22 protein-coding genes are annotated in these 18,100 nt (G+C 70.3%); 14 read left to right on the forward strand and 8 right to left on the reverse strand.

Features of this window, described 5'->3' with window-relative positions; genetic code table 11:
- Positions 1-2 precede the first annotated feature (2 nt).
- Both AC6CR5_RS06945 and AC6CR5_RS06950 read right to left on the reverse strand, forming a co-directional pair.
- Positions 3-1,013, reverse strand: a complete 1,011-nt coding sequence (locus AC6CR5_RS06945) for an aldo/keto reductase (RefSeq protein ID WP_006385067.1) — start codon at positions 1,011-1,013, stop codon at positions 3-5.
- A gap of 144 nt (positions 1,014-1,157) precedes the next feature.
- Complete coding sequence (locus tag AC6CR5_RS06950; RefSeq protein WP_498085400.1) at positions 1,158-2,216, reverse strand: serine hydrolase domain-containing protein; 1,059 nt, start codon at positions 2,214-2,216, stop codon at positions 1,158-1,160.
- 166 nt (positions 2,217-2,382) lie between these two features.
- Between AC6CR5_RS06950 and AC6CR5_RS06955 the strand changes: the two genes are divergently transcribed.
- Complete coding sequence (locus tag AC6CR5_RS06955; RefSeq protein WP_498085401.1) at positions 2,383-3,357, forward strand: tripartite tricarboxylate transporter substrate-binding protein; 975 nt, start codon at positions 2,383-2,385, stop codon at positions 3,355-3,357.
- Between the two features lie 84 nt (positions 3,358-3,441).
- On the opposite strand, the gene AC6CR5_RS06960 is transcribed toward AC6CR5_RS06955, so the two are convergent.
- Positions 3,442-4,005, reverse strand: coding sequence for a TetR/AcrR family transcriptional regulator (locus AC6CR5_RS06960; protein WP_223821418.1), 564 nt, complete (start codon positions 4,003-4,005; stop codon positions 3,442-3,444).
- Positions 4,006-4,109: 104 nt separating this feature from the next.
- Between AC6CR5_RS06960 and AC6CR5_RS06965 the strand changes: the two genes are divergently transcribed.
- Positions 4,110-4,646, forward strand: a complete 537-nt coding sequence (locus tag AC6CR5_RS06965) for a carboxypeptidase-like regulatory domain-containing protein (protein WP_006384564.1) — start codon at positions 4,110-4,112, stop codon at positions 4,644-4,646.
- Positions 4,647-4,760: 114 nt separating this feature from the next.
- Positions 4,761-5,291 carry a hypothetical protein gene (locus tag AC6CR5_RS06970; RefSeq protein ID WP_058664602.1) on the forward strand — a complete coding sequence of 177 codons (531 nt, stop codon included), beginning with the start codon at positions 4,761-4,763 and terminating at the stop codon, positions 5,289-5,291.
- 111 nt (positions 5,292-5,402) lie between these two features.
- Here the strand turns inward: AC6CR5_RS06970 and AC6CR5_RS06975 are convergent, their stop codons facing one another.
- From AC6CR5_RS06975 to AC6CR5_RS06985, 3 genes are all read right to left on the reverse strand, one after another.
- A complete protein-coding gene (locus AC6CR5_RS06975; protein WP_498085402.1) occupies positions 5,403-5,729 on the reverse strand; it encodes a hypothetical protein in 327 nt (108 codons plus the stop codon).
- Entirely contained in the window at positions 5,719-6,225 is a 507-nt protein-coding gene (locus AC6CR5_RS06980) for a 2-thiouracil desulfurase family protein (protein ID WP_238873910.1), read from the reverse strand. Before AC6CR5_RS06980 ends, AC6CR5_RS06975 begins: the two co-directional genes overlap by 11 nt.
- A 119-nt stretch (positions 6,226-6,344) precedes the next feature.
- Positions 6,345-6,602, reverse strand: a complete 258-nt coding sequence (locus tag AC6CR5_RS06985; RefSeq protein ID WP_006384621.1) for a hypothetical protein — start codon at positions 6,600-6,602, stop codon at positions 6,345-6,347.
- 130 nt (positions 6,603-6,732) lie between these two features.
- Between AC6CR5_RS06985 and AC6CR5_RS06990 the strand changes: the two genes are divergently transcribed.
- Positions 6,733-7,539, forward strand: coding sequence for an AraC family transcriptional regulator (locus tag AC6CR5_RS06990; protein WP_020927984.1), 807 nt, complete (start codon positions 6,733-6,735; stop codon positions 7,537-7,539).
- 144 nt (positions 7,540-7,683) lie between these two features.
- Here AC6CR5_RS06990 and AC6CR5_RS06995 read toward each other — a convergent pair whose 3' ends face one another.
- Positions 7,684-9,207 (reverse strand): NYN domain-containing protein, encoded by a 1,524-nt coding sequence (locus AC6CR5_RS06995; RefSeq protein ID WP_498085403.1) that lies wholly within the window; start codon positions 9,205-9,207, stop codon positions 7,684-7,686.
- A gap of 124 nt (positions 9,208-9,331) precedes the next feature.
- On the opposite strand from AC6CR5_RS06995, the gene AC6CR5_RS07000 reads away from it, so the two are divergent.
- From AC6CR5_RS07000 to AC6CR5_RS07045, 10 genes are all read left to right on the forward strand, one after another.
- The gene (locus tag AC6CR5_RS07000) at positions 9,332-9,901 is read left to right on the forward strand and encodes a GNAT family N-acetyltransferase (protein ID WP_054471378.1); all 570 of its coding nucleotides are present in this window, start codon (positions 9,332-9,334) and stop codon (positions 9,899-9,901) included.
- Between the two features lie 177 nt (positions 9,902-10,078).
- A complete protein-coding gene (locus tag AC6CR5_RS07005) occupies positions 10,079-10,945 on the forward strand; it encodes a motility protein A (RefSeq protein ID WP_006384312.1) in 867 nt (288 codons plus the stop codon).
- A complete protein-coding gene (locus tag AC6CR5_RS07010; protein ID WP_498085404.1) occupies positions 10,942-11,937 on the forward strand; it encodes an OmpA/MotB family protein in 996 nt (331 codons plus the stop codon). The genes AC6CR5_RS07005 and AC6CR5_RS07010 overlap by 4 nt, the downstream gene beginning before the upstream one ends.
- Positions 11,938-12,095: 158 nt before the next feature.
- Positions 12,096-12,449 (forward strand): YciI family protein, encoded by a 354-nt coding sequence (locus AC6CR5_RS07015; RefSeq protein ID WP_006384316.1) that lies wholly within the window; start codon positions 12,096-12,098, stop codon positions 12,447-12,449.
- Positions 12,450-12,606: 157 nt separating this feature from the next.
- The gene (locus AC6CR5_RS07020) at positions 12,607-13,020 is read left to right on the forward strand and encodes a YciI family protein (protein ID WP_020927989.1); all 414 of its coding nucleotides are present in this window, start codon (positions 12,607-12,609) and stop codon (positions 13,018-13,020) included.
- 41 nt (positions 13,021-13,061) lie between these two features.
- Positions 13,062-13,469: a VOC family protein gene (locus AC6CR5_RS07025; protein ID WP_006384318.1), complete on the forward strand. Its 408-nt coding sequence runs from the start codon at positions 13,062-13,064 to the stop codon at positions 13,467-13,469.
- Entirely contained in the window at positions 13,466-14,755 is a 1,290-nt protein-coding gene (locus AC6CR5_RS07030; RefSeq protein ID WP_107315573.1) for an RNA polymerase sigma factor, read from the forward strand. The genes AC6CR5_RS07025 and AC6CR5_RS07030 overlap by 4 nt, the downstream gene beginning before the upstream one ends.
- Before the next feature lie 93 nt (positions 14,756-14,848).
- Entirely contained in the window at positions 14,849-15,739 is an 891-nt protein-coding gene (locus tag AC6CR5_RS07035; protein ID WP_429927258.1) for an AraC family transcriptional regulator, read from the forward strand.
- 110 nt (positions 15,740-15,849) lie between these two features.
- Positions 15,850-16,803 (forward strand): DMT family transporter, encoded by a 954-nt coding sequence (locus AC6CR5_RS07040; RefSeq protein WP_241059324.1) that lies wholly within the window; start codon positions 15,850-15,852, stop codon positions 16,801-16,803.
- A gap of 133 nt (positions 16,804-16,936) precedes the next feature.
- Positions 16,937-17,320: a c-type cytochrome gene (locus AC6CR5_RS07045; RefSeq protein WP_498085405.1), complete on the forward strand. Its 384-nt coding sequence runs from the start codon at positions 16,937-16,939 to the stop codon at positions 17,318-17,320.
- Between the two features lie 51 nt (positions 17,321-17,371).
- Here the strand turns inward: AC6CR5_RS07045 and AC6CR5_RS07050 are convergent, their stop codons facing one another.
- Entirely contained in the window at positions 17,372-18,040 is a 669-nt protein-coding gene (locus AC6CR5_RS07050) for an HAD family hydrolase (protein ID WP_498085406.1), read from the reverse strand.
- Between the last annotated feature and the right edge of the window lie 60 nt (positions 18,041-18,100).

The raw sequence follows: 18,100 nt of genomic DNA on the forward strand, positions 1-18,100 counted from the left end.
CGTCAGGCCACCGTCACCGGGCGGCCGTGGAACGGATAGTTGGGATCGTTGTAGCCGTGGGTCGAGGCGTGGCCGGGCGTGACCCAGCTGTCCACCAGGGCCTCGTCCTCGGGCGTGATGGTCACGTCCAGCGCGGCGTAGTAATCGTCCATCTGCGCCAGCGTGCGCGGGCCGGCGATGACGCCGGTGACGATCGGATTGGCCAGCACCCAGGCGGTGGCGAAATGGCCCGGCTGCACGCCGCGGGCGGCGCTGTGCTGTACCAGCTGCTGCGCGATGCGCAACGATTCCTCGCGGAACTCGGTGGCCAGGATGCGGCGGTCGCCGCGCCCGGCGCGGGTGTCGGCGGCGGGCGCCTGGCCCGGCTGGTACTTGCCGGTGAGCACGCCGCGCGCGATCGGGCTGTACGGCACCACGCCCAGGCCGTAGTGCTGGCAGGCCGGCAGGATCTCGACCTCGGGGCCGCGATTGAGCATGTTGTAGTACGGCTGGCACACCACCGGCTGCGGCACGCCCAGCTTTTCGCACAGGCGCAGGGTTTCGGCGATGCGCCAGCCGCGGAAGTTCGACAAGCCGAAGCTGCGCAGCTTGCCGGCGCGGATCAGGTCGCCCAGCGCCCACAGCGCTTCTTCCAGGTTTTCCTCGTGGTAGTCGCGGTGCAGGTAGAGGATGTCGAGGAAATCGGTGCCCAGGCGCGCCAGGCTCTGCTCGACGCCGCGGATCAGCCACTGGCGCGAATAGTGCGACTGGTTCGGGCCCTTGCCCACCACGTTGCCGATCTTGCTGGCCAGCACCCAGTCGTGGCGCTGCCCTTGCAGCAACTTGCCCACCACTTGCTCGGAACGGCCGTCGTTGTAGACGTCGGCGGTGTCGATGAAGTTCAGGCCGTGGTCGCGCGCGGAGGCGACGATGCGCGCGGCCTCGTCATCGGGCGTCTGCTCGCCGAACATCATGGTGCCCAGGCACAGGGGCGATACGCGAAGGTTGCTGGATCCGAGACGGCGGTAGTTCATGGCGAAATCCTTGGTCGGCGAAAAACGATGGCGCGCCCGCCGGCGGCCCGGCGGACAAAGGGGCATGTTGCCAGAAGAATGCCGGCAGGCCGCTGAAAATCCCTGCGCCGGGCAGGGACACCGACCGCCATGCGCGGCGGCCGCTCAGGCCGGCTGCGCGTCCACCGCCGCCAGAATTCGACCGAACAGCGCGTCGGCGTGCGCCGAATCGAGCCAGCGCACGATCGCCACCAGCCTGCGCTCGGGCTCGACCCAGGTGAACGAACTGCCCGCCCCCACGCCGAAGAAGCTGGAGGCCGGCACGCTGGGGAACACGCGGCCTTCGTGGTTGAGCCAGATCAGGTAGCCGTAGTACGGCGCGATCGCGCACGGCTGGCGCATCTGCGCGATCCAGTCGCTCGACAGCACCTGGCGGCCATCGGCGGCGCGGCCCTGGTCCAGCAGCATCTGGCCGATCAATGCCTGGTCGCGGGCGCTGATCGACATGCCGCCGCCCCAGTGCGAGCCGCCCGGCACCGACGGCATGCGCTGGCCGTCGATCTCGACCCAGGCATTGTCGTAGCCCACCCATTGCCAGTTTTCGCTGGCGCCCAGCGGCCGCGTGACGGCCTCGCGGAACACCTCGGGCAAGGGCCTGCGGAACAAGTGCAGCAGCGCATACGACAGCTGGTTGATGCGCACGTCGTTGTATTCCCAGTACGTGCCCGGCGCCTGCAAGGGACGGGCCTCGCCCTTTTTGCCGTCGGGCGGCACGCCGAAGGTGACGGCGCGATAGCGGTCGGCCTGGTCGGAGACGCCGAAGCGCTCGCCTTCCCATTCGCTGGTCTGCTGCAGCAGATGACGCCAGGTGATCCGCGCATTGCGGCCGTGGTCGAAGCCGATGCCGGGCACGCGCTTGCCGACCGGTTCATCGACATCCGGCAACAGGCCGCGGTCGTGCGCCAGTCCGGCCAGGATCGCCAGGTACAGCTTGGCCACGCTGAAGGTCAGGTCGGCGCGGTCGGGCTCGCCCCACGATGCGATCTCGCGGCCCTCGCGCAGCACCACGCCCGAGACCGGGCCACGGTCGTGGATCGGCCCCAGCAGGCGGTTCCAGGGCGGCGGATCGTTCTGGTGCACGCCGAAGACGCCATCGACGCTGCGGTCCCAGGCGGTTTCGTGGTCGTTGGCGAACTCGATCGCCTGCAGCATGAGCGCGTTCATTGATTTCCCTTGTCTTGTCGTAGGCCAGTGGCCCTGGGAGTATATCCATCCGCCCGCCGCGCGATATCGCCTGCGGCAATAAGCAAGGCGTGAATCAATCGTTGGCGCGGCGGCGCGCGGCCGGTAGAGTCCAACGCCCCGCATCATCGAACCCATTGCCAATTCCATGTCCCTTGCCGCCCGCGTGCCTTCCCGTCTTTCCGCCCTGCTCCTGGCCATCGCCGCCACCTGTGCCGGCGCCGCCCATGCCGAACAACGCGTCATCCGCATCGTGGTGCCGTATGGCACGGGCGCGGTGCAGGACACCATCGCCCGCGCCATCGGAGACGAGCTGGGCCGGGCCCTGGACGCGTCGATCGTGATCGAGAACCGCGCGGGCGCCGGCGGCACCGTGGGCACCGCCCAGGTGGCGCGCGCCGCGCCCGACGGCAATACGCTGGTGCTGGCCGCCGCCAGCCACCACATCGCCGGTTATCTGTACAAGAACCTGAGCTATGACCCCTACAAGGATTTCACCGGCGTGGCCTACCTGGGCAACACCGGCTACGTCATCCTCGCGTCGGCCGGGCTGAAGGTGGCCAACACGGCCGAGTTCATCCAGGCGGTAAAGGCAAAACCGGGCGCCTACGATTACGCCTCCGCCGGCAACGGCAGCGCCTCGCACCTGGGCATGGCGTCGTTCCTGAGCGCCGCCGGCGCGCAGATGCAGCACATCCCCATGAAGTCCACCGGCGACGCCGTGACCGAGCTGCTGGCCGGCCGCGTGCAGGCCGTGACCGCCGCCACCATCGGCGTGACCGGCTACCGCAACGATCCACGCGTGACGTTCCTGGCCTACACCGGCAAGCAGCGCTCGCGCTTCGCGCCCGACCTGCCAACCGTGGCCGAGAGCGGCCTGCCCGGCTACGCCTTCGATTCGTGGCTGGGCCTGCTGGCCCCCGCCGGCATCGCGCCGGCCGAGCGCGACAAGCTCAACGCCGCCGTCAACAGCGTGCTGGCCGATCCCAAGGTGCAGGCGCGGCTGGCGGCGCTGGGCGTGGAGGCCGAAGCCAGGTCCCCGGCGCAGTTCCAGGAACTGCTGAAAGCGGATTGGGACGCGGCCGGCAAGCTGGTGGTGGCCTCGGGCGCGCGGGTGGAATAGGCGGCGGGCCACGGGCCGGCCACGGCGTCAAGCGACGCGGCCGGCACAGGCGGCCTGGACCCGGGCGGCGGCCGGGCCCGCCTGTCAGCGCTGGCGCACGCCTTCCAGGAACATGTTGGTGATGAATTCGGCCAGCGCCTCGCGCTCCTCGGCGTCGGGACCGCGGCGCGCAAAGCGCTCTATCACGCCCATGAAGGCGTGCGACAGCCATGCCGGCGGGATGTCCTTGCGAAACACGCCGGCGCGCTGGTCGATGCGGATGTTCTCGGCAATCATCTCGACCAGCTCGTCCTTGAGCGACTCGGCCGCATCGACCTGGAAAAAGCCGATGCGCGTCAGGTTGGGGTCCTCGCCCAGGATGTCCAGCCAGTTGGTCACGCCCCGGCGCACGCGTTCCTCGACGGGCAGATTCTGCTGATCCTCATAGAGGCGCGCCTGGCAGACTTCCTGCCGCAGGCGCTGGGCGAACATGCCCACGAGTTCATCGTAGGCCGCCTGCTTGCCGGCGAAATACTGATAAAACACCGGTTGCGTCACGCCCGCCCGGGCGACAATGTCGCTGATCCGGGTGTGCTGGAACCCGCGCTCGGCGAACTCCGCCGCCGCGACTTCCAGAAGTTGCAACCGGGTGCGCTCACCTTTCGTCAAACGCTTTTCTTGCGGTACAGAGGGGGGTAGTGCCGTCGTCATCGCGTGAAAATACTATCCTTCCGCCCTTTTAGCCATACATTCCTGCATACATAGAAACCCTGATGATCCGATTGCCGCGCCTGCTTCGCCTTGGTTGCGCCGCCGCGTTCACGCTGGCCCTGTCTGGCTGCATACCCTACCCGGCCCACAAGACTCTGCAGCCGCAGTCCGCCATCACTGTCCAGGACGAAGCCGGACGGCCGGTGGCCGACGCGCGGGTGGTGCTGATCGCCGCCGCCTATCCCTATGGCTATGACCGGTTCCGCAACGAGCAGCGCACCGACGCCGAGGGCCGCGCCAGCTTCGAGGCCCGCCATGAGTGGCGTGTCGAAATGCTGGCGATCCATGGCGCGGAAGTGTTCTTCTGGAACTGGTGCGTCGAGAAGCCGGGTTACGTCACCCACGCCACCCATGACCGCAACGCCGAGGCCTTCGACCCGCGCCCGGTGGTCCGCCTGCGGGCGGGGGAATCGACGACTTGCGACAATCCGCGGGGATCGCCCTTCATGCGCGACCAACCGGCGGCGCCCAGGCCGGCCCAGGCCGCGCCCGCTCGGGAAACGGCAGGCGGCAGCGCCGGCCCGTCGCCAAGCCCCTGAAATCACTTGAAATCTTCATAAATCTTGACACACCTGCCGCGTGGCGGCGGCGGTACATTACGGTATCGCCAGCCTGCGCAGCACGCGCACGCCTGGCGGCTCAGGAGCAAGATCATGAAGCGGTTCACGGGTCGCATGGTCGGCGTTGCGCTGGCCCTGGCCTTGGCAAGTTCCCCCGCCCTGGCGGGCGGGTATCGCGGTGGCCACCATGGGGGCTACCACCATCATCACGGCGGTGGCGGCGGCAGCGGCTGGTGGATTGGCGGCGCCTTCGCGCTGGCGGCCACCGGGCTGATCCTGGCGGCCAATTCCGGCCCCTCTTACGCGCAGACCGGCGTCTATGCGCCGGGCGTGTCCTACACCAGTCCGCCGGTGTACGCGGCGCCCGTCTATGAGACGCCGCCGGTGTACAGCGCGCCCCCGGTCTACCAGGAGCCGGCGCAATACGCGCCGGTGCAATACGAGGCGGCGCCGCCCGCCAACACGGCGCAGGCCAGCGCCTCGACCGATTGCCAGCGCTGGGCCATGAACCAGAGCGGCTACGACCCGGCGACCATCTCGCAATGGACCACCCAGGTCATGGTGGACAGCTACAACCACGCCATGGATTCCTGCATGAACAGCCGCGGCTACCGCGCCAACTGAGGCTGGCCTTGCCCGGACACGACGAGCGCCCCGCGGGGCGCTCGTGGCAATTGGCGCGGACGCGGCGGCACGGCGAACGGCCGCGGGCGGCACAGCGAACGGCCGCGGGCCTCAGGGCCGCCGGCCGCCCCAGCCGCGCCAGGCGAAGAACAGACCGGCCGCCAGGGCCAGCGCGGCCGGCAGGATCCAGACGAAACCGCTGTCGGTGTAGACCACCTGGTCGACCGGGTCGTAATAGCGGCCCAGTTCGTTGAAGTCCCATTTCAGGTATTGCTGATACCAGAGCCAGCCGAAAAAGGCCGCGCACGACAGCGACACCACCGCGCCGACCCGCGCCAGCAGGCGCCCGCGGCCAAGTCCCGCGAGCAGCCGCCAGGCCGACAGCGCACCGGCCGCCACCGCCACCAGCACCAGCCAGTCGCCGACGTTAACGCCCATCGGCGGCCTCCAGCCATGCCAGACAGGCGTCGGCCTCGGCCCATTGGTGTTCGCTGAATACCCGCAGGCCCGCGTCCGCCAACAGCCGCGCGGTGACGCCGACGCCCGCCTGCCGCTGGCCGGAGAAGCTGCCGTCGTAGACGTAACCGCTGCCACAGGAAGGGCTGCCCTCCTTGAGCACGGCGATGCGGATGCCGCGTCGCCGCGCCGCCTCCAGCGCCTGTTGCGCGCCGTCGACGAAGGGCCGGGTCGCGTCCTCGCCGGACACCGTCATCACCCGAGCGCGCCCGGACAGAACCGCGGTCGCGTCGGCGCCGGGTTCGATCTCGGCCGGCGGACGCGGGATCGGCAGGCCGCCGGCCACCTCGGGACAGACCGACACCACCCGGCCGGCATCGAGCCAGCGGGCCAGCACGTCGTGGCCGCCGGGCACCGAGCGGCCGTCGTAACGCACGGGATGGCCGAGCAGGCAGGCACTGACAAGAACGTATTGCATGGGGATTTCCGGCTGACTAGGCGGGCGCATTCGGATATGCGCCCATGGCAGGCGTCATCATAGAACAGCCCGGCGCCGTGCCCGGCACGGCTGATCGCCGGATGCCGGCCCGCGCGGGCTCACTCCCGGGCCGTCTCCAGCCATTGCCGCAGCGCCGGGTCGCGCACCTGCAGCACCTCGAACAATCCCAGCGCGCGCAAGGCCGGCAGCGCCTCGCGCAGATCGGCGGCGGCGCGCTCTCGGGCCGGCGGCGCGGTGGCGGCGTCGCACCACAGGCGCGCGTTCGCCAGGAACGCGCCCACCGTGCCCTTGCGCACGGTCACGCCCTGGAACTCCGCGCTGTCGCGGTCGTCGGGCAACACATCCTGAGCTTTCATGGTTTTCTCCAGTGGGTGGGTACGGAAACCAGCTTAGTCGCGCACGGCCGGCAAATCTGCGGTATTTTGGTCAATCCATACCGTTTTTTTGCCATTCATCCATGCCGTCCCTGCCCCGCCGCCCTTTCGCATGACACGTCCCGACGATCCCGCCTCGCCCCTGGTCGCCCCCGGGCTGGCCGCCGCTGGCGGCGGGCCGCGCCTGCTGGCGGTGCGCCGCCAGGACAAGGCGGTGCGCCAGACCGCCTTGCACCGGCATGCGCGCGGGCAATTGTTCGGCGCCTACCAGGGCTTGCTGACGGTGCAGGCCGGCGACCGCCAATGGGTCGCGCCGGCCGCGCACGCGCTGTGGGTGCCGCCCGATTGCCCGCATGGGTTGCGCTCGCATGGCCCCTATGCCGGCTACAGCGTCTACCTGAGCGCGGCGGCGTGCGCGGGCCTGCCCGATGCGCCGTGCGCCTTGCAGGCCTCCGCGCTGCTGCTGGCGGCGGTCGAGCGCGCCGCCGCTTGGCGCGACGAAGCGTGGGATGCGGCGCGCCTGCGCATCGTCGAGCTGATCCGCGACGAGATCCGCACCCTGCCGCGCGCCGGCGACGGCCTGACGCTGCCACGCGATCCGCGGCTGCAGCGGCTGGCGCGGGCGCTGTCGGACGCGCCTGCCGACACGCGCCCGCTGGCGGCATGGGCGGACTGGATCGGCATGGCGCCGCGCACGCTGGCGCGGCGCTTCCAGGCCGAGACCGGCCTGACGCCGGGCGCCTGGCGCCAGCGCGCCCGCTTGATGCGGGCGCAGCAGATGCTGGCGGCCGGCCGTGGCGTGACGGCGGCCGCGCTGGAAGCAGGCTACGACAACGTCAGCGCCTTCATCGCCATGTTCAAGCGCGAACATGGCGTCACGCCGGGTCGTTATGCGGAGCAAGCGCCGCAGTCCGAATGAACGCGGCGCCCGATCGCGGCGATTGCCGCGAACCCGGATACCGGGCTTGGCGGCAGCGGCGTCCCGGCCGCTGACCCGCCCCGGGGGCAGGCGTGGCCGGCGAGGACACATCGCCATGCCGGCCACGCCTGCCGCGCGGGCGGCTTATTCGGGATCGGCGCTCTTGCTTGCGGCCGTCTTGCGGGGCCGGCGGGCGCCGGTGGCCGTCTTGCGGGCGATTTTGCGAGCGGGTTTGGCGGGCGCGGCCTCGACGGCCTCGGCGCCCGCTTCGGCCGGGGCGGCTGGCGCGGCGACGCGATCTTCCGCCGCCCCGGCTTGGGCCGCGCTGTCGGCCTCCGCGCCCTTCGCGCGTGCCGAGCGCGTCGCGCCGCGGCCGCCACGGGCGCCGCGACGGCCCTTGGCCGGGGCCGCGTCGGTCGGCTCGACCGGTTCGTCTGGCACCTGCACGTCGGCTCGCTCCGGTGCGCCTATCGCGTCGACCACCGCTTCCAGCGGCGGCGCGTCGGGCAACGCGGGGGCCGCCGGCGAAACGTCGAACAGCGGCGCCTGCGCCGTTGCCACCTCCGGCCGCCCCGGTCCGCCCTGCCATGCCTGGCCGGCGTCGTGGGATTGCGATTCATCCACGGACGCGCCGCGCTGGCCATCCGGCCGCGCGCCCTCCTGGCGGCCGCCCCGGCTGTTGGCGCCCGCGTTCTTGCGGCCGCCGCGCGTGCCGCGCGCCGGCCGGGCCTCGGTGGTATCGGCCATGGAACAGGCCGGCTGCGCGTCGGCGGCGTCATGCGCCTCGACCGCCTGGACCCGCGCGGCGGGCCGGCCGCCCGCGCGCGCGGCCGCGCCGCCGGCGCTGTCGCGATACACGTAGGTGCCGGATTTTTCCTCGCGCCCGACCTCCAGGAAGCCGCGCGACTGCGCCTCGTCCAGCAGGTTGCCGAAGGCGCGAAAGCCGTAGTACGACTCGTTGAAGTCCGGCCGGCGGCGCTTGAGCGCGTCCTTCAGGGCCGAGGCCCAGATCTTGCCGCTGTCGCCGCGCTCGGCCATCAGCGCCTCGAAGGTCTCGACCACCATGTCGACCGCCTGGGTCTTGCGGGCCTCCAGTTCTTCCTTGCGGCGGCGCTCCTCGTCGGGCGAGCGGCGCTGGCCGGCGTTGCCGCCGCCGCGATTGTCGCGGCGCGCGTCGGCGGCGCGCTGGCCTTCGCGGGCCAGGTCGTCATAGAAAATGAATTCGTCGCAGTTGGCGATCAAGAGGTCGGAGGTGGACTGCTTGACGCCCACCCCGATCACCTTCTTGTCGTTCTCGCGCAGCTTGGACACCAGCGGCGAGAAGTCGGAATCGCCGCTGATGATGACGAAGGTGTTGACGTGCGACTTGGTGTAGCAGAAGTCCAGCGCATCCACCACCAGCCGGATGTCGGCGGAATTCTTGCCCGACTGGCGCACGTGCGGGATTTCGATCAGCTCGAAATTGGCCTCGTGCATCGGCGCCTTGAATTCCTTGTAGCGCTCCCAGTCGCAATAGGCCTTCTTGACCACGATGCTGCCCTTGAGCAGCAGGCGTTCCAGCACCGGCCGGATGTCGAACTTCTGATACTTGGTGTCGCGCACGCCAAGCGCCACGTTCTCGAAGTCGCAAAAAAGCGCCATGCTGACGTTTTCGTTGGCTGCATTCATGTGTTTTTCTCCGTTGCCGCGGCCGCCCCGGGCCAGTAGGCCCGGGGGACGATTGGCCGCCGATTGGCTGTGTCCAGGCCGACCATGATATACATTCCCGTCCCTCCTCCCCACCCGGACCGCCATGCCCGCCGTGCCCGACCTGCCCGCCCTGGACACCCGACGCCTGCTGCTGCGCCCCTTGAGCCTGGACGATGCGCCCGCCATCCAGCGCATCTTTCCGCAATGGGAAGTGGTGCGCTACCTGGCGGACCAGGTGCCCTGGCCCTATCCCGAGGACGGCGCCCGTACCTACGTGGAACAGGTGGCGCTGCCGGCGATGCGGCGCGGCATGCAGTGGCATTGGTCGCTGCGCCCGCGCGCCGAGCCGCAACGCCTGATCGGCATCATCAGCCTGATGCGCGACGAACCGGGCAACAACCGCGGTTTCTGGCTCGACCCGGAATACCGCGGCCAGGGCTACATGACCGAGGCCAGCGAGGCGGTCACCGCCTATTGGTTCGACGTGCTCGGGCAGCCGGTGCTGCGGGCGCCCAAGGCGGCGGCCAACGAGGGCTCGCGCCGGCTGTCGGAGCGGACCGGGATGCGGCTGGTGGCGACCGAGGAACGCGGTTTCGTCTCTGGCCGCCAGCTGGCCGAGATCTGGGAGATCACGCGCGACGAATGGCGCGCCCGGCATCCGCCGGCCGTCTGAAACCAAATCCGGCCCCGATTATTCTCCTGGGGCCCCGCGCCCGGACGCCGGTTCAAGCCGGCGCTTACCGCCCCTTTCGCCCCGTTTTCCGACGGATTGGCGCGACCCGCCCGTGGCTAGAATTTGCCACCATCCCGCATTCCGTGAACCGGATGCGCTAGCTATCAGGCAAGATCCATGAATCCGTCTACCGTCATCGGCGCCGTTGTCGGCCTGCTCACCCTGGTCATCGTCATCGCGCTGGCCGCCACCAACCCCGGCATGTACTTCAACCTGCCGGGCCTGGCCATCGTGCTGGGCGGCACCTGCGCCGCGCTGTTCATCGCCTACCCGCTGTCCGAAGTGATGCGGGTGTTCAAGCTGGTGGTCACGGTGTTCCGCAGCGACCAGCACGACCAGCAGCGCGACATCGAGGAACTGGTCAACATGGCGCAGCTGTGGATGAACACCGACGTCCACAAGGTCGAACAGGAACTCAAGAAGGTCAGCAATCCGTTCCTGCGCACCGGCGTGCAGCTGATCATCGACAACACCCCCGAAGACCAGATCATCGAACTGCTGCAATGGCGCGTGGCGCGGCTCAAGGCCCGCGAAATGGCCGAAGCGCAGATGTTCCGCGTGATGGCCACCTTCGCGCCGGCCTTCGGCATGCTGGGCACGCTGGTCGGCCTGATCAACCTGATGTCGGTGCTGGGCGACGGCAGCATGACCACCATCGGCCAGCAGCTGGCCATCGGCCTGATGACCACCTTCTACGGCATCCTGCTGGCCAACCTGGTGTGCAAGCCCATCGCCGTCAAGCTCGAACGCCGCACCGCGCGCCGCGTCGAGTCCATGAACATGGTGCTGCAGGGCATCTCCATGATGTGCGAGAAGCGCGGCCCGGCCGTGGTGCGCGAAACCCTGAACTCGTTCGTCATGCACGTCGAGGACGAAATCTACGACGGCGGCGCCGCCGCGCCGCGCGCCAAGGCCGAGGGCCAGGTGTCCGCCGCCGCCAACAAGCCCGTGTCCATCACCCGCCCCGCCGCCGCGCGCCAATGAGCCTGATTTCCCCCTCCCTGGCGCAGCGGATCGAGCAGGCCCGCCAGGCCCAGTTGCGCGCGCAGAAGGCGGCCGCCAACAGCGGCTGGCGCCCCAGCAAGAGCGACCGCAAGGATCGCTACGCCCGCTGGCACGTCGATGAAACCGTCGAAAGCGATGCCGAGAACTGGCTGCTCAGCTACCTGGACCTGATCACCCTGCTGCTGGCCATGCTGGTGGTGATGCTGGCCGTGGCGCGCCTGCACGGCGGCTTTCCGGAGCCAGGCGAAACGCAGGTCGACATCGTCGGCAGCCTGGCGGCCAAGGGCCTGCCCGCCTACGACGGCGAATACGCCGAATTCGACATGCCGGCCATCCCCGCCAGCTGGGCCGAACCCACGGCGCCAGCCGCGACGGCCAGCGCCGCCGATGCCGCGGACAGCGATGGCGAGGTGGTGGCGCAAGCCGCCCCACCCCTGAAGGCGCCGTCCAAGGAATCGCTGGGGCTGGCCGACCTGGGCAATTCGGTCGACGTCATCATCAACGAACAATCGGTCAGCTTCCGCATCAGCAACGAGCTGCTGTTCCCCTCGGGCCAGGCCACCCTCAGCCCGTCGGGCCTGGACGTGATCAAGCGGCTGGCCGCCATCCTCAACAAGAACGACTACCAGGTCTCGGTCGAAGGCCACAGCGATCCGGTGCCGATCCAGACGCGGCAGTTCGCCTCCAACTGGGAACTGTCCAGCAGCCGCGCCACCAGCGTGCTGCGCGAACTGGTGCGCGACGGCGTGGCCGGCAGCCGCCTGCGCGCGGTGGGCTACGCCGAGACCCGCCCGATCGAGTCCAACGACACCCCGGCCGGCCGCGCCGCCAACCGGCGCGTGGAACTGATCATGGACATCACCGCGCCGGCCAAGCCGGTGCAGGCCGAGGCCAAGGGGGACGCGGCCAAGCCGACCGCCGCCGCCGGCAAGGCCGCAACGGCCAAGGCTGGCGCCGCGGACAGGTCCTGAAGCGACCGCGCGCGCCCACCTGACCGGTCGACACTTCGGAAAGGCTGACGCGAACCTGTCCGGCGCGCCGCAAACAGCGTAATCTGGCGGCTGCCGGCCGGGCGCGACGCGCGCTCGCGCCCGGCGCTTACGCCGACCTTGCCCACCAGGAACCGTCCATGCCGTACATGCTTCTCATCGTCGAGCCCGCCGGCCAGCGCGCCGAGCGCACCCCCGAGCAAGGGCGCGACGTCTACGCCCAGATGGTGCGCTACGCCGAAGGATTGCAGGCGCGCGGCCTGCTGGCGCGCGCCGAATCCCTCAAGTCCGACGCCGACGGCGTGCGGCTGCGCGTGCGCGACGGCCAGCGCACGCTGGTCGACGGCCCCTTCGCCGAGGCCAAGGAGATGATCGGCGGCTTCTTCCTGCTCAACTGCGAGGATCGCGAACAGGCGCTGGCGCTGGCTGCCGAATGCCCGGCGGCGCGCTGGGCCACGGTGGAGGTGCGCGAGCTGGGGCCCTGTTTCATGTAACGCCGGGTCGCTGCCGCGCGGGCTGGCGTGGCGACCGGACTAGGTGTTTACCCTGATCCGTACGTCTCCCTGTCGATTCGCGCCCGCCTCATGCGTCGTGCCAGTACCGACCCTGCCGCGCCTTGTGGCCGGGCCCATCGATACCAGGAGATCCCCGATGCGATTCATGATCATCGTCCGCGCCAACGCCGACAGCGAGGCCGGCAAGCTGCCCGAGGCCAGCCTGCTCGACGCCATGGCGACCTACCACGAAGGCCTGGCCAAGGCCGGCGTGCTGCTCGACGCCAGCGGCCTGCAGCCTTCGTCCAAGGGCTGGCGGGTGCGCTACGACGAGCGCGGCCAGCGCCAGGTCATCGACGGGCCGTTCGCCGACACCAAGGAGCTGGTGGCCGGCTACACCATGATCCAGGTGCGTTCGCGCGAGGAAGCCCTGCAATGGACGCTGCGTTTTCCCGACCCCTTCCCCGGCCAGCCCTGCGAAATCGAGGTGCGCCAGCTGTATGAACTGGACGATTTCGGCCCCGGCAAGGAAATCGACCGCTTCCGCGAACTGCCCGGCAACGGCCAGTGAGCCGCGCCGCCCCTTCAACGCCCCCCGCCACGAGACCCATCATGCACAAGCAGATCTTCGTCAATCTCCCCATCGCCGACATGGCGAAATCGCAGGCCTTCTTCAAGAGCCTGGGCTTCAGCTTCAATCCGCAGTTCACCAATGACCAGGGCGCCTGCATGGTCGTCAGCGACAACATCTACGTCATGCTGCTGGTGAAGGATTTCTTCCAGGGTTTCACCAACAAACCCGTCGTCGATGCCAAGGGCGCCACCGAATCCCTGATCGCGCTTTCGTGCGAAAGCCGCGCCGAGGTCGACGACCTGGTCGCGCGCGCCAAGGCGGCCGGCGGCACGGCGCCGCGCCCGCCGCAGGACCATGGCTTCATGTACGGGCACGGCTTCGACGACCTGGACGGCCACATCTGGGAAGTGTTCTACATGGAACCCGGCGCGACGCCGCAGGCATGACCACGACGGCCGGATCGGCGGCAACCCACCGCGCCATCGAAGCCGTCTGGCGCATCGAGGCCGCCAGCGTCATCGCCGGCGTCGCGCGCCTGGTGCGCGATGTCGGCCTGGCCGAGGAACTGGCCCAGGACGCGCTGGTGGCCGCGCTGGAGCGCTGGCCGGCCACCGGCGTGCCGGACAACCCGGGAGCCTGGCTCATGACCACCGCGAAGAACCGCGCCCGCGACCGCTTGCGGCTGGACGCCATCCATCGCCGCAAGCACGAGCAGATCGGCCACGAACTGGAGGCGCTGCAGGCCGACGTCGAACCCGATTTCGTCGAGGCGCTGGACGCCGCGCGCCAGGACGACATCGGCGACGACCTGCTGCGCCTGGTGTTCACCGCCTGCCACCCGCTGCTTTCGACCGAGGCGCGTGTGGCGCTGACGCTGCGCCTGCTGGGCGGGCTGTCCACCGCCGAGATCGCGCGCGCTTTCCTGGCCTCGGAGTCGACCATCGCCCAGCGCATCGTGCGGGCCAAGCGCAGCCTGACGGCGGCGCGCGTGCCGTTCGAGGTGCCCGGGCCGCGGGAACGCGCGGCGCGGCTGGCCTCGGTGCTGGAAGTGATCTACCTGATCTTCAACGAAGGCTATGCCGCCACCGCCGGCGAAGACTGGATGCGCCCGGCGCTGTGCGACGAAGCGCTGCGGCTGGGCCGCATCCTGGCGCAGCTGACGCCCGACGAGAGCGAGGTGCACGGGCTGGTGGCGCTGATGGAACTGCAGGCCTCGCGCCTGCATGCGCGCAGCGACGCCGAAGGCCGGCCGGTGCTGCTGCTGGAACAGGATCGCGGTCGCTGGGACACGCTGCTGATCCGGCGCGGCCTGGCCGCGCTGGAGCGCGCCGAAAGCCTGGGCGGCGCCAGCGGCCCGTACGCGCTGCAGGCCGGCCTGGCGGCCTGCCACGCCCGCGCGCGCCAGCCGCAGGACACCGACTGGGCGCGCATCGTGGCGCTGTACGACGCGCTGGCGCAGGCCATGCCGTCGCCGGTGGTGGAACTGAATCGCGCGGTGGCGGTGGGCATGGCCTTCGGCCCGCAGGCCGGGCTGGACCTGGCCGACGAGCTGGCGCGCGACCCGGCGCTGGCCAACTACCACTGGCTGCCGAGCGTGCGCGGCGACCTGCTGGCCAAGCTCGGGCGCCATGCCGAAGCGCTGGCCGAATTCGAGCGCGCCGCCGGCATGACGCGCAACGCCCGCGAGCGCGAAATGCTGCTGGCGCGGGCGCGGGCCATGCGCGCGCCTTGATGCGCCCGCCGCGCCGGATCGTCGCGGCCCGGCCGCCGGTGGGCGCCCGCGATGGCGCATGCCGATCCCGGGCGGACGTGCTTAAATCCCGCCATGGCATCATCCCATCCCGCCGCCGGCGGCCTCCGCGCCGCGCCTGACACGCACGCCGAACCGCCGCTCGCGGGCGTGCCGCAGGCCTTCGACCATGCCGATGACCGCGCCGAATTCCGGCGCCTGGCGCAGCGGCCCGGCATCGAGCTGTACCGCGCCCACATCATCCGCCACGCCTTCGAACCGCATACCCACGAGGCCTTCGGCCTGGGCGCCATCGAAGCCGGCGTGGAGCGTTTTCGCTACCGCGGCGCCGAGCACCTGGCGCCCTCGGGCTCGGTGGTGCTGATGAATCCCGACGAACTGCACACCGGCCGCGCCGAAACCCCGGGGGGCTGGCGCTACCGCATGGCGTACATCGACCCCGACGTGGTCGAGCAGGTGACGGGCGAGGCCGCCTGGTGGTTCGATTGCGCGGTGGGCCATGACCCCGCCGGCGCCCAACGCGTCACCGCCCTGCTGGACACCCTGTGGCGCGCGCGCGAGCCGCTGGCGTTCGATAGCGCCTTGTTCGCGCTGCTGGCCGAATTCCGCCGCCACGCCCGCGTGCCGCGACCGCCGCGCGCGCAAGGCGCGCCGCGTTTCGCGCCGGTCATCGACTACCTGCGCGCCAACCTGGCGCGCCGCCTGACGCTGGAGGAACTGGCCGCCGTCGCCGGCCTCAGTCCGTTCCACTTCCTGCGCAGCTTCCAGGCGCACTACCACGCCACGCCGCAGCAGACGCTGATGGCGCTGCGCCTGTTCGAGGCCAAGCGCCTGCTGGCCGCCGGCGAAACGCCGGCCCAGACCGCCCTGGCCGCCGGCCTGACCGACCAGGCCCACCTGACCCGCGCCTTCACCCGCCGCTACGGCGTCACGCCCGCCCGCTACCAGAAGCAGGTGCGGGCCTGAGCCGCCCGGCAGCCGCGCCAGGGTCGCGGCGCGCAGCAATCTGGTACAAGACCGGCCTCGCCAGCCGCCGCTAGACTGCCCCGTCTATCGCATACACGTAGGGAATTTTCATGTGGGCAGGAACCCTGTACGCCCTGGCGGCCGGACTGATGTGGGGGCTGGTTTTCGTCGGCCCGCTGCTGCTGCCGGAATACCCCGCCGCCCTGCAATCGGTGGCGCGCTACCTGGCCTTCGGCCTGATCGCCATCCCGCTGGCCTGGCTGGACCGCAAGGCGCTGCGCCAGCTCAGCCGCGCCGACTGGCTTGAGGCGCTGAAGCTGGCCGCCATCGGCAACCTGCTGTACTACCTGTGCCTGGCCAGCGCCATCCAGCGCGCCGGCGGCCCGGTGCCGACCATGATCATCGGCACGCTGCCGGTGGTGATCGCCATCTGCGCCAACCTGCGCAACGCGCGCCGCGACGGCCGGCTGCCCTGGAAGCGGCTGGCGCCCTCGCTGGCGCTGATCGCGCTGGGCATCGCCTGCGTCAACCAGGTGGAACTGCAAGCCCTGCGCCAGGAGGCCGATGCCGACCTGTCGCGCTACGCGATCGGCGCCGTGCTGGCGCTGGGCGCGGTGGCGTGCTGGACCTGGTATCCGCTGCGCAACGCCGACTGGCTGCGCGACCATCCCGGCCGCAGTCCGCGCACCTGGGCCACCGCCCAGGGCGTGGCCACCCTGCCGCTGGCGCTGGCCGGCTATGGCCTGTTGTGGGGCGGCATGGCCGCCACCGGCAGTGGCTTCGACATGCCGCTGGGGCCGCGTCCCGACGTGTTCCTGGGTCTCATGATCATCATCGGCCTGTTCGCCTCGTGGCTGGGCACGCTGTGCTGGAACGAAGCCAGCCAGCGCCTGCCGACCGCGCTGGCCGGGCAACTGATCGTGTTCGAAACGCTGGCCGCGCTGGCCTATGCCTTCATCCTGCGAGGCAGCCTGCCGCAGCCGTTGACGCTGGCCGGCATCGCGCTGCTGATGATCGGCGTGCTGCGCGCGGTGCGGGTCAAGCCTGAACCGATGCCCGCCTAGGGCCTGTTCACACTGAACGGAGCCAGTGTGAACAGGCCCTGGCATCGGCGTCCGGCGACCGCGGCGGCAAGGGGCTAGAATGCCGGGCGCCCGCCCCTGCGGCCCGATCGATACGACACGACGACACAACGACATGAAAACAAAAGCAGCATGCATCGCCGCGCTGGGATTCTCCGCGCTCATTCAAACGCCGTCGGCCCTGGCCGAGAACATCAACGGCAGGAATCTCTTCCAGCAGCGATGCGTCATGTGCCACGGCGCGGACATCAAGGGTACCGGGCCATTGGCCAGGAAAAGCAATCCGCCTACCCCGGACCTCACCACCGCGGCGTTCAAGAAGCGGCTGATCGACTATCCGGGTGTCATCGTGTCCTCGGTCATCCTCCGCCCCAACGGCGACCTCATTCCCAGGACATTGCGCGAGAATGGCGTGAAGGTGCCGCCGCATGCCTGGACGGTCAAGGATTTCCGGGATCTGCACGAATACATGACGGGCGTGATCGCCAAAAGCCGTTGACGGGCGCGTCGCCACCGCGCCCATGCCAGGCGGCCCGGGCGCGTGGCGGCCCTAGATGATCTCCGACAGGCACTGCAGGTCGCTGATGACCTCGAACGCGCCTTCGTCCAGCAGGCGCTTGCGCTGGTCCGGCCCGTTGTGCGAGGCGCCAATGTAGCCCACCGCCCGCATACGCGCGGCGCGGGCGGCGCGCACGCCGGGCACGCTGTCCTCGACCACCACGCATTCCAGGATCGCCGTGCGCATCTGGCGCGCGGCGAACAGGAACACATCCGGCGCCGGCTTGCCATGCGCCACCTGCGCGGTGCTGAATACATTGGGCGCGAACTCCTCCCACAGCCCCACCAGCTTGAGCGCCGCCTCCAGCTTGGGCGGCGTGCTGCTGGAGGCCACGCAATACTCGATGCCGCGCTGGCGCAACGCCGCCAGGGTTTCGTGCACGCCGGGCAACGCGCGCAATTCCTGGCGGAAGGTGTCCTGCAGGCGGTCGGCGTACTGGCGCGGGAAATCCGGCGGCAACGGCCGCGCGTTCTCTTCCTGCAGGGTCTGCCACATGTCGGCATCGGGGATGCCGGCAAAGCGCCGCGCCGCTTCCCGCGGCGTGATGGCGATGCCGTGTTCGGCCAGCGCGCTGGACTGGGCGCGCGCGGCAATGATTTCGCTGTCGATCAGGACGCCGTCGCAATCGAAGATGACCAGGCGCGGGGCAGGCGTAGGCATACGGACTCCACGGAAGACGAAGCCCCATGATAGGCCGTCCGCATGACAGTCGGCGCAGCC

It is taken from the genome of Achromobacter sp. EG18, assembly GCF_059759395.1.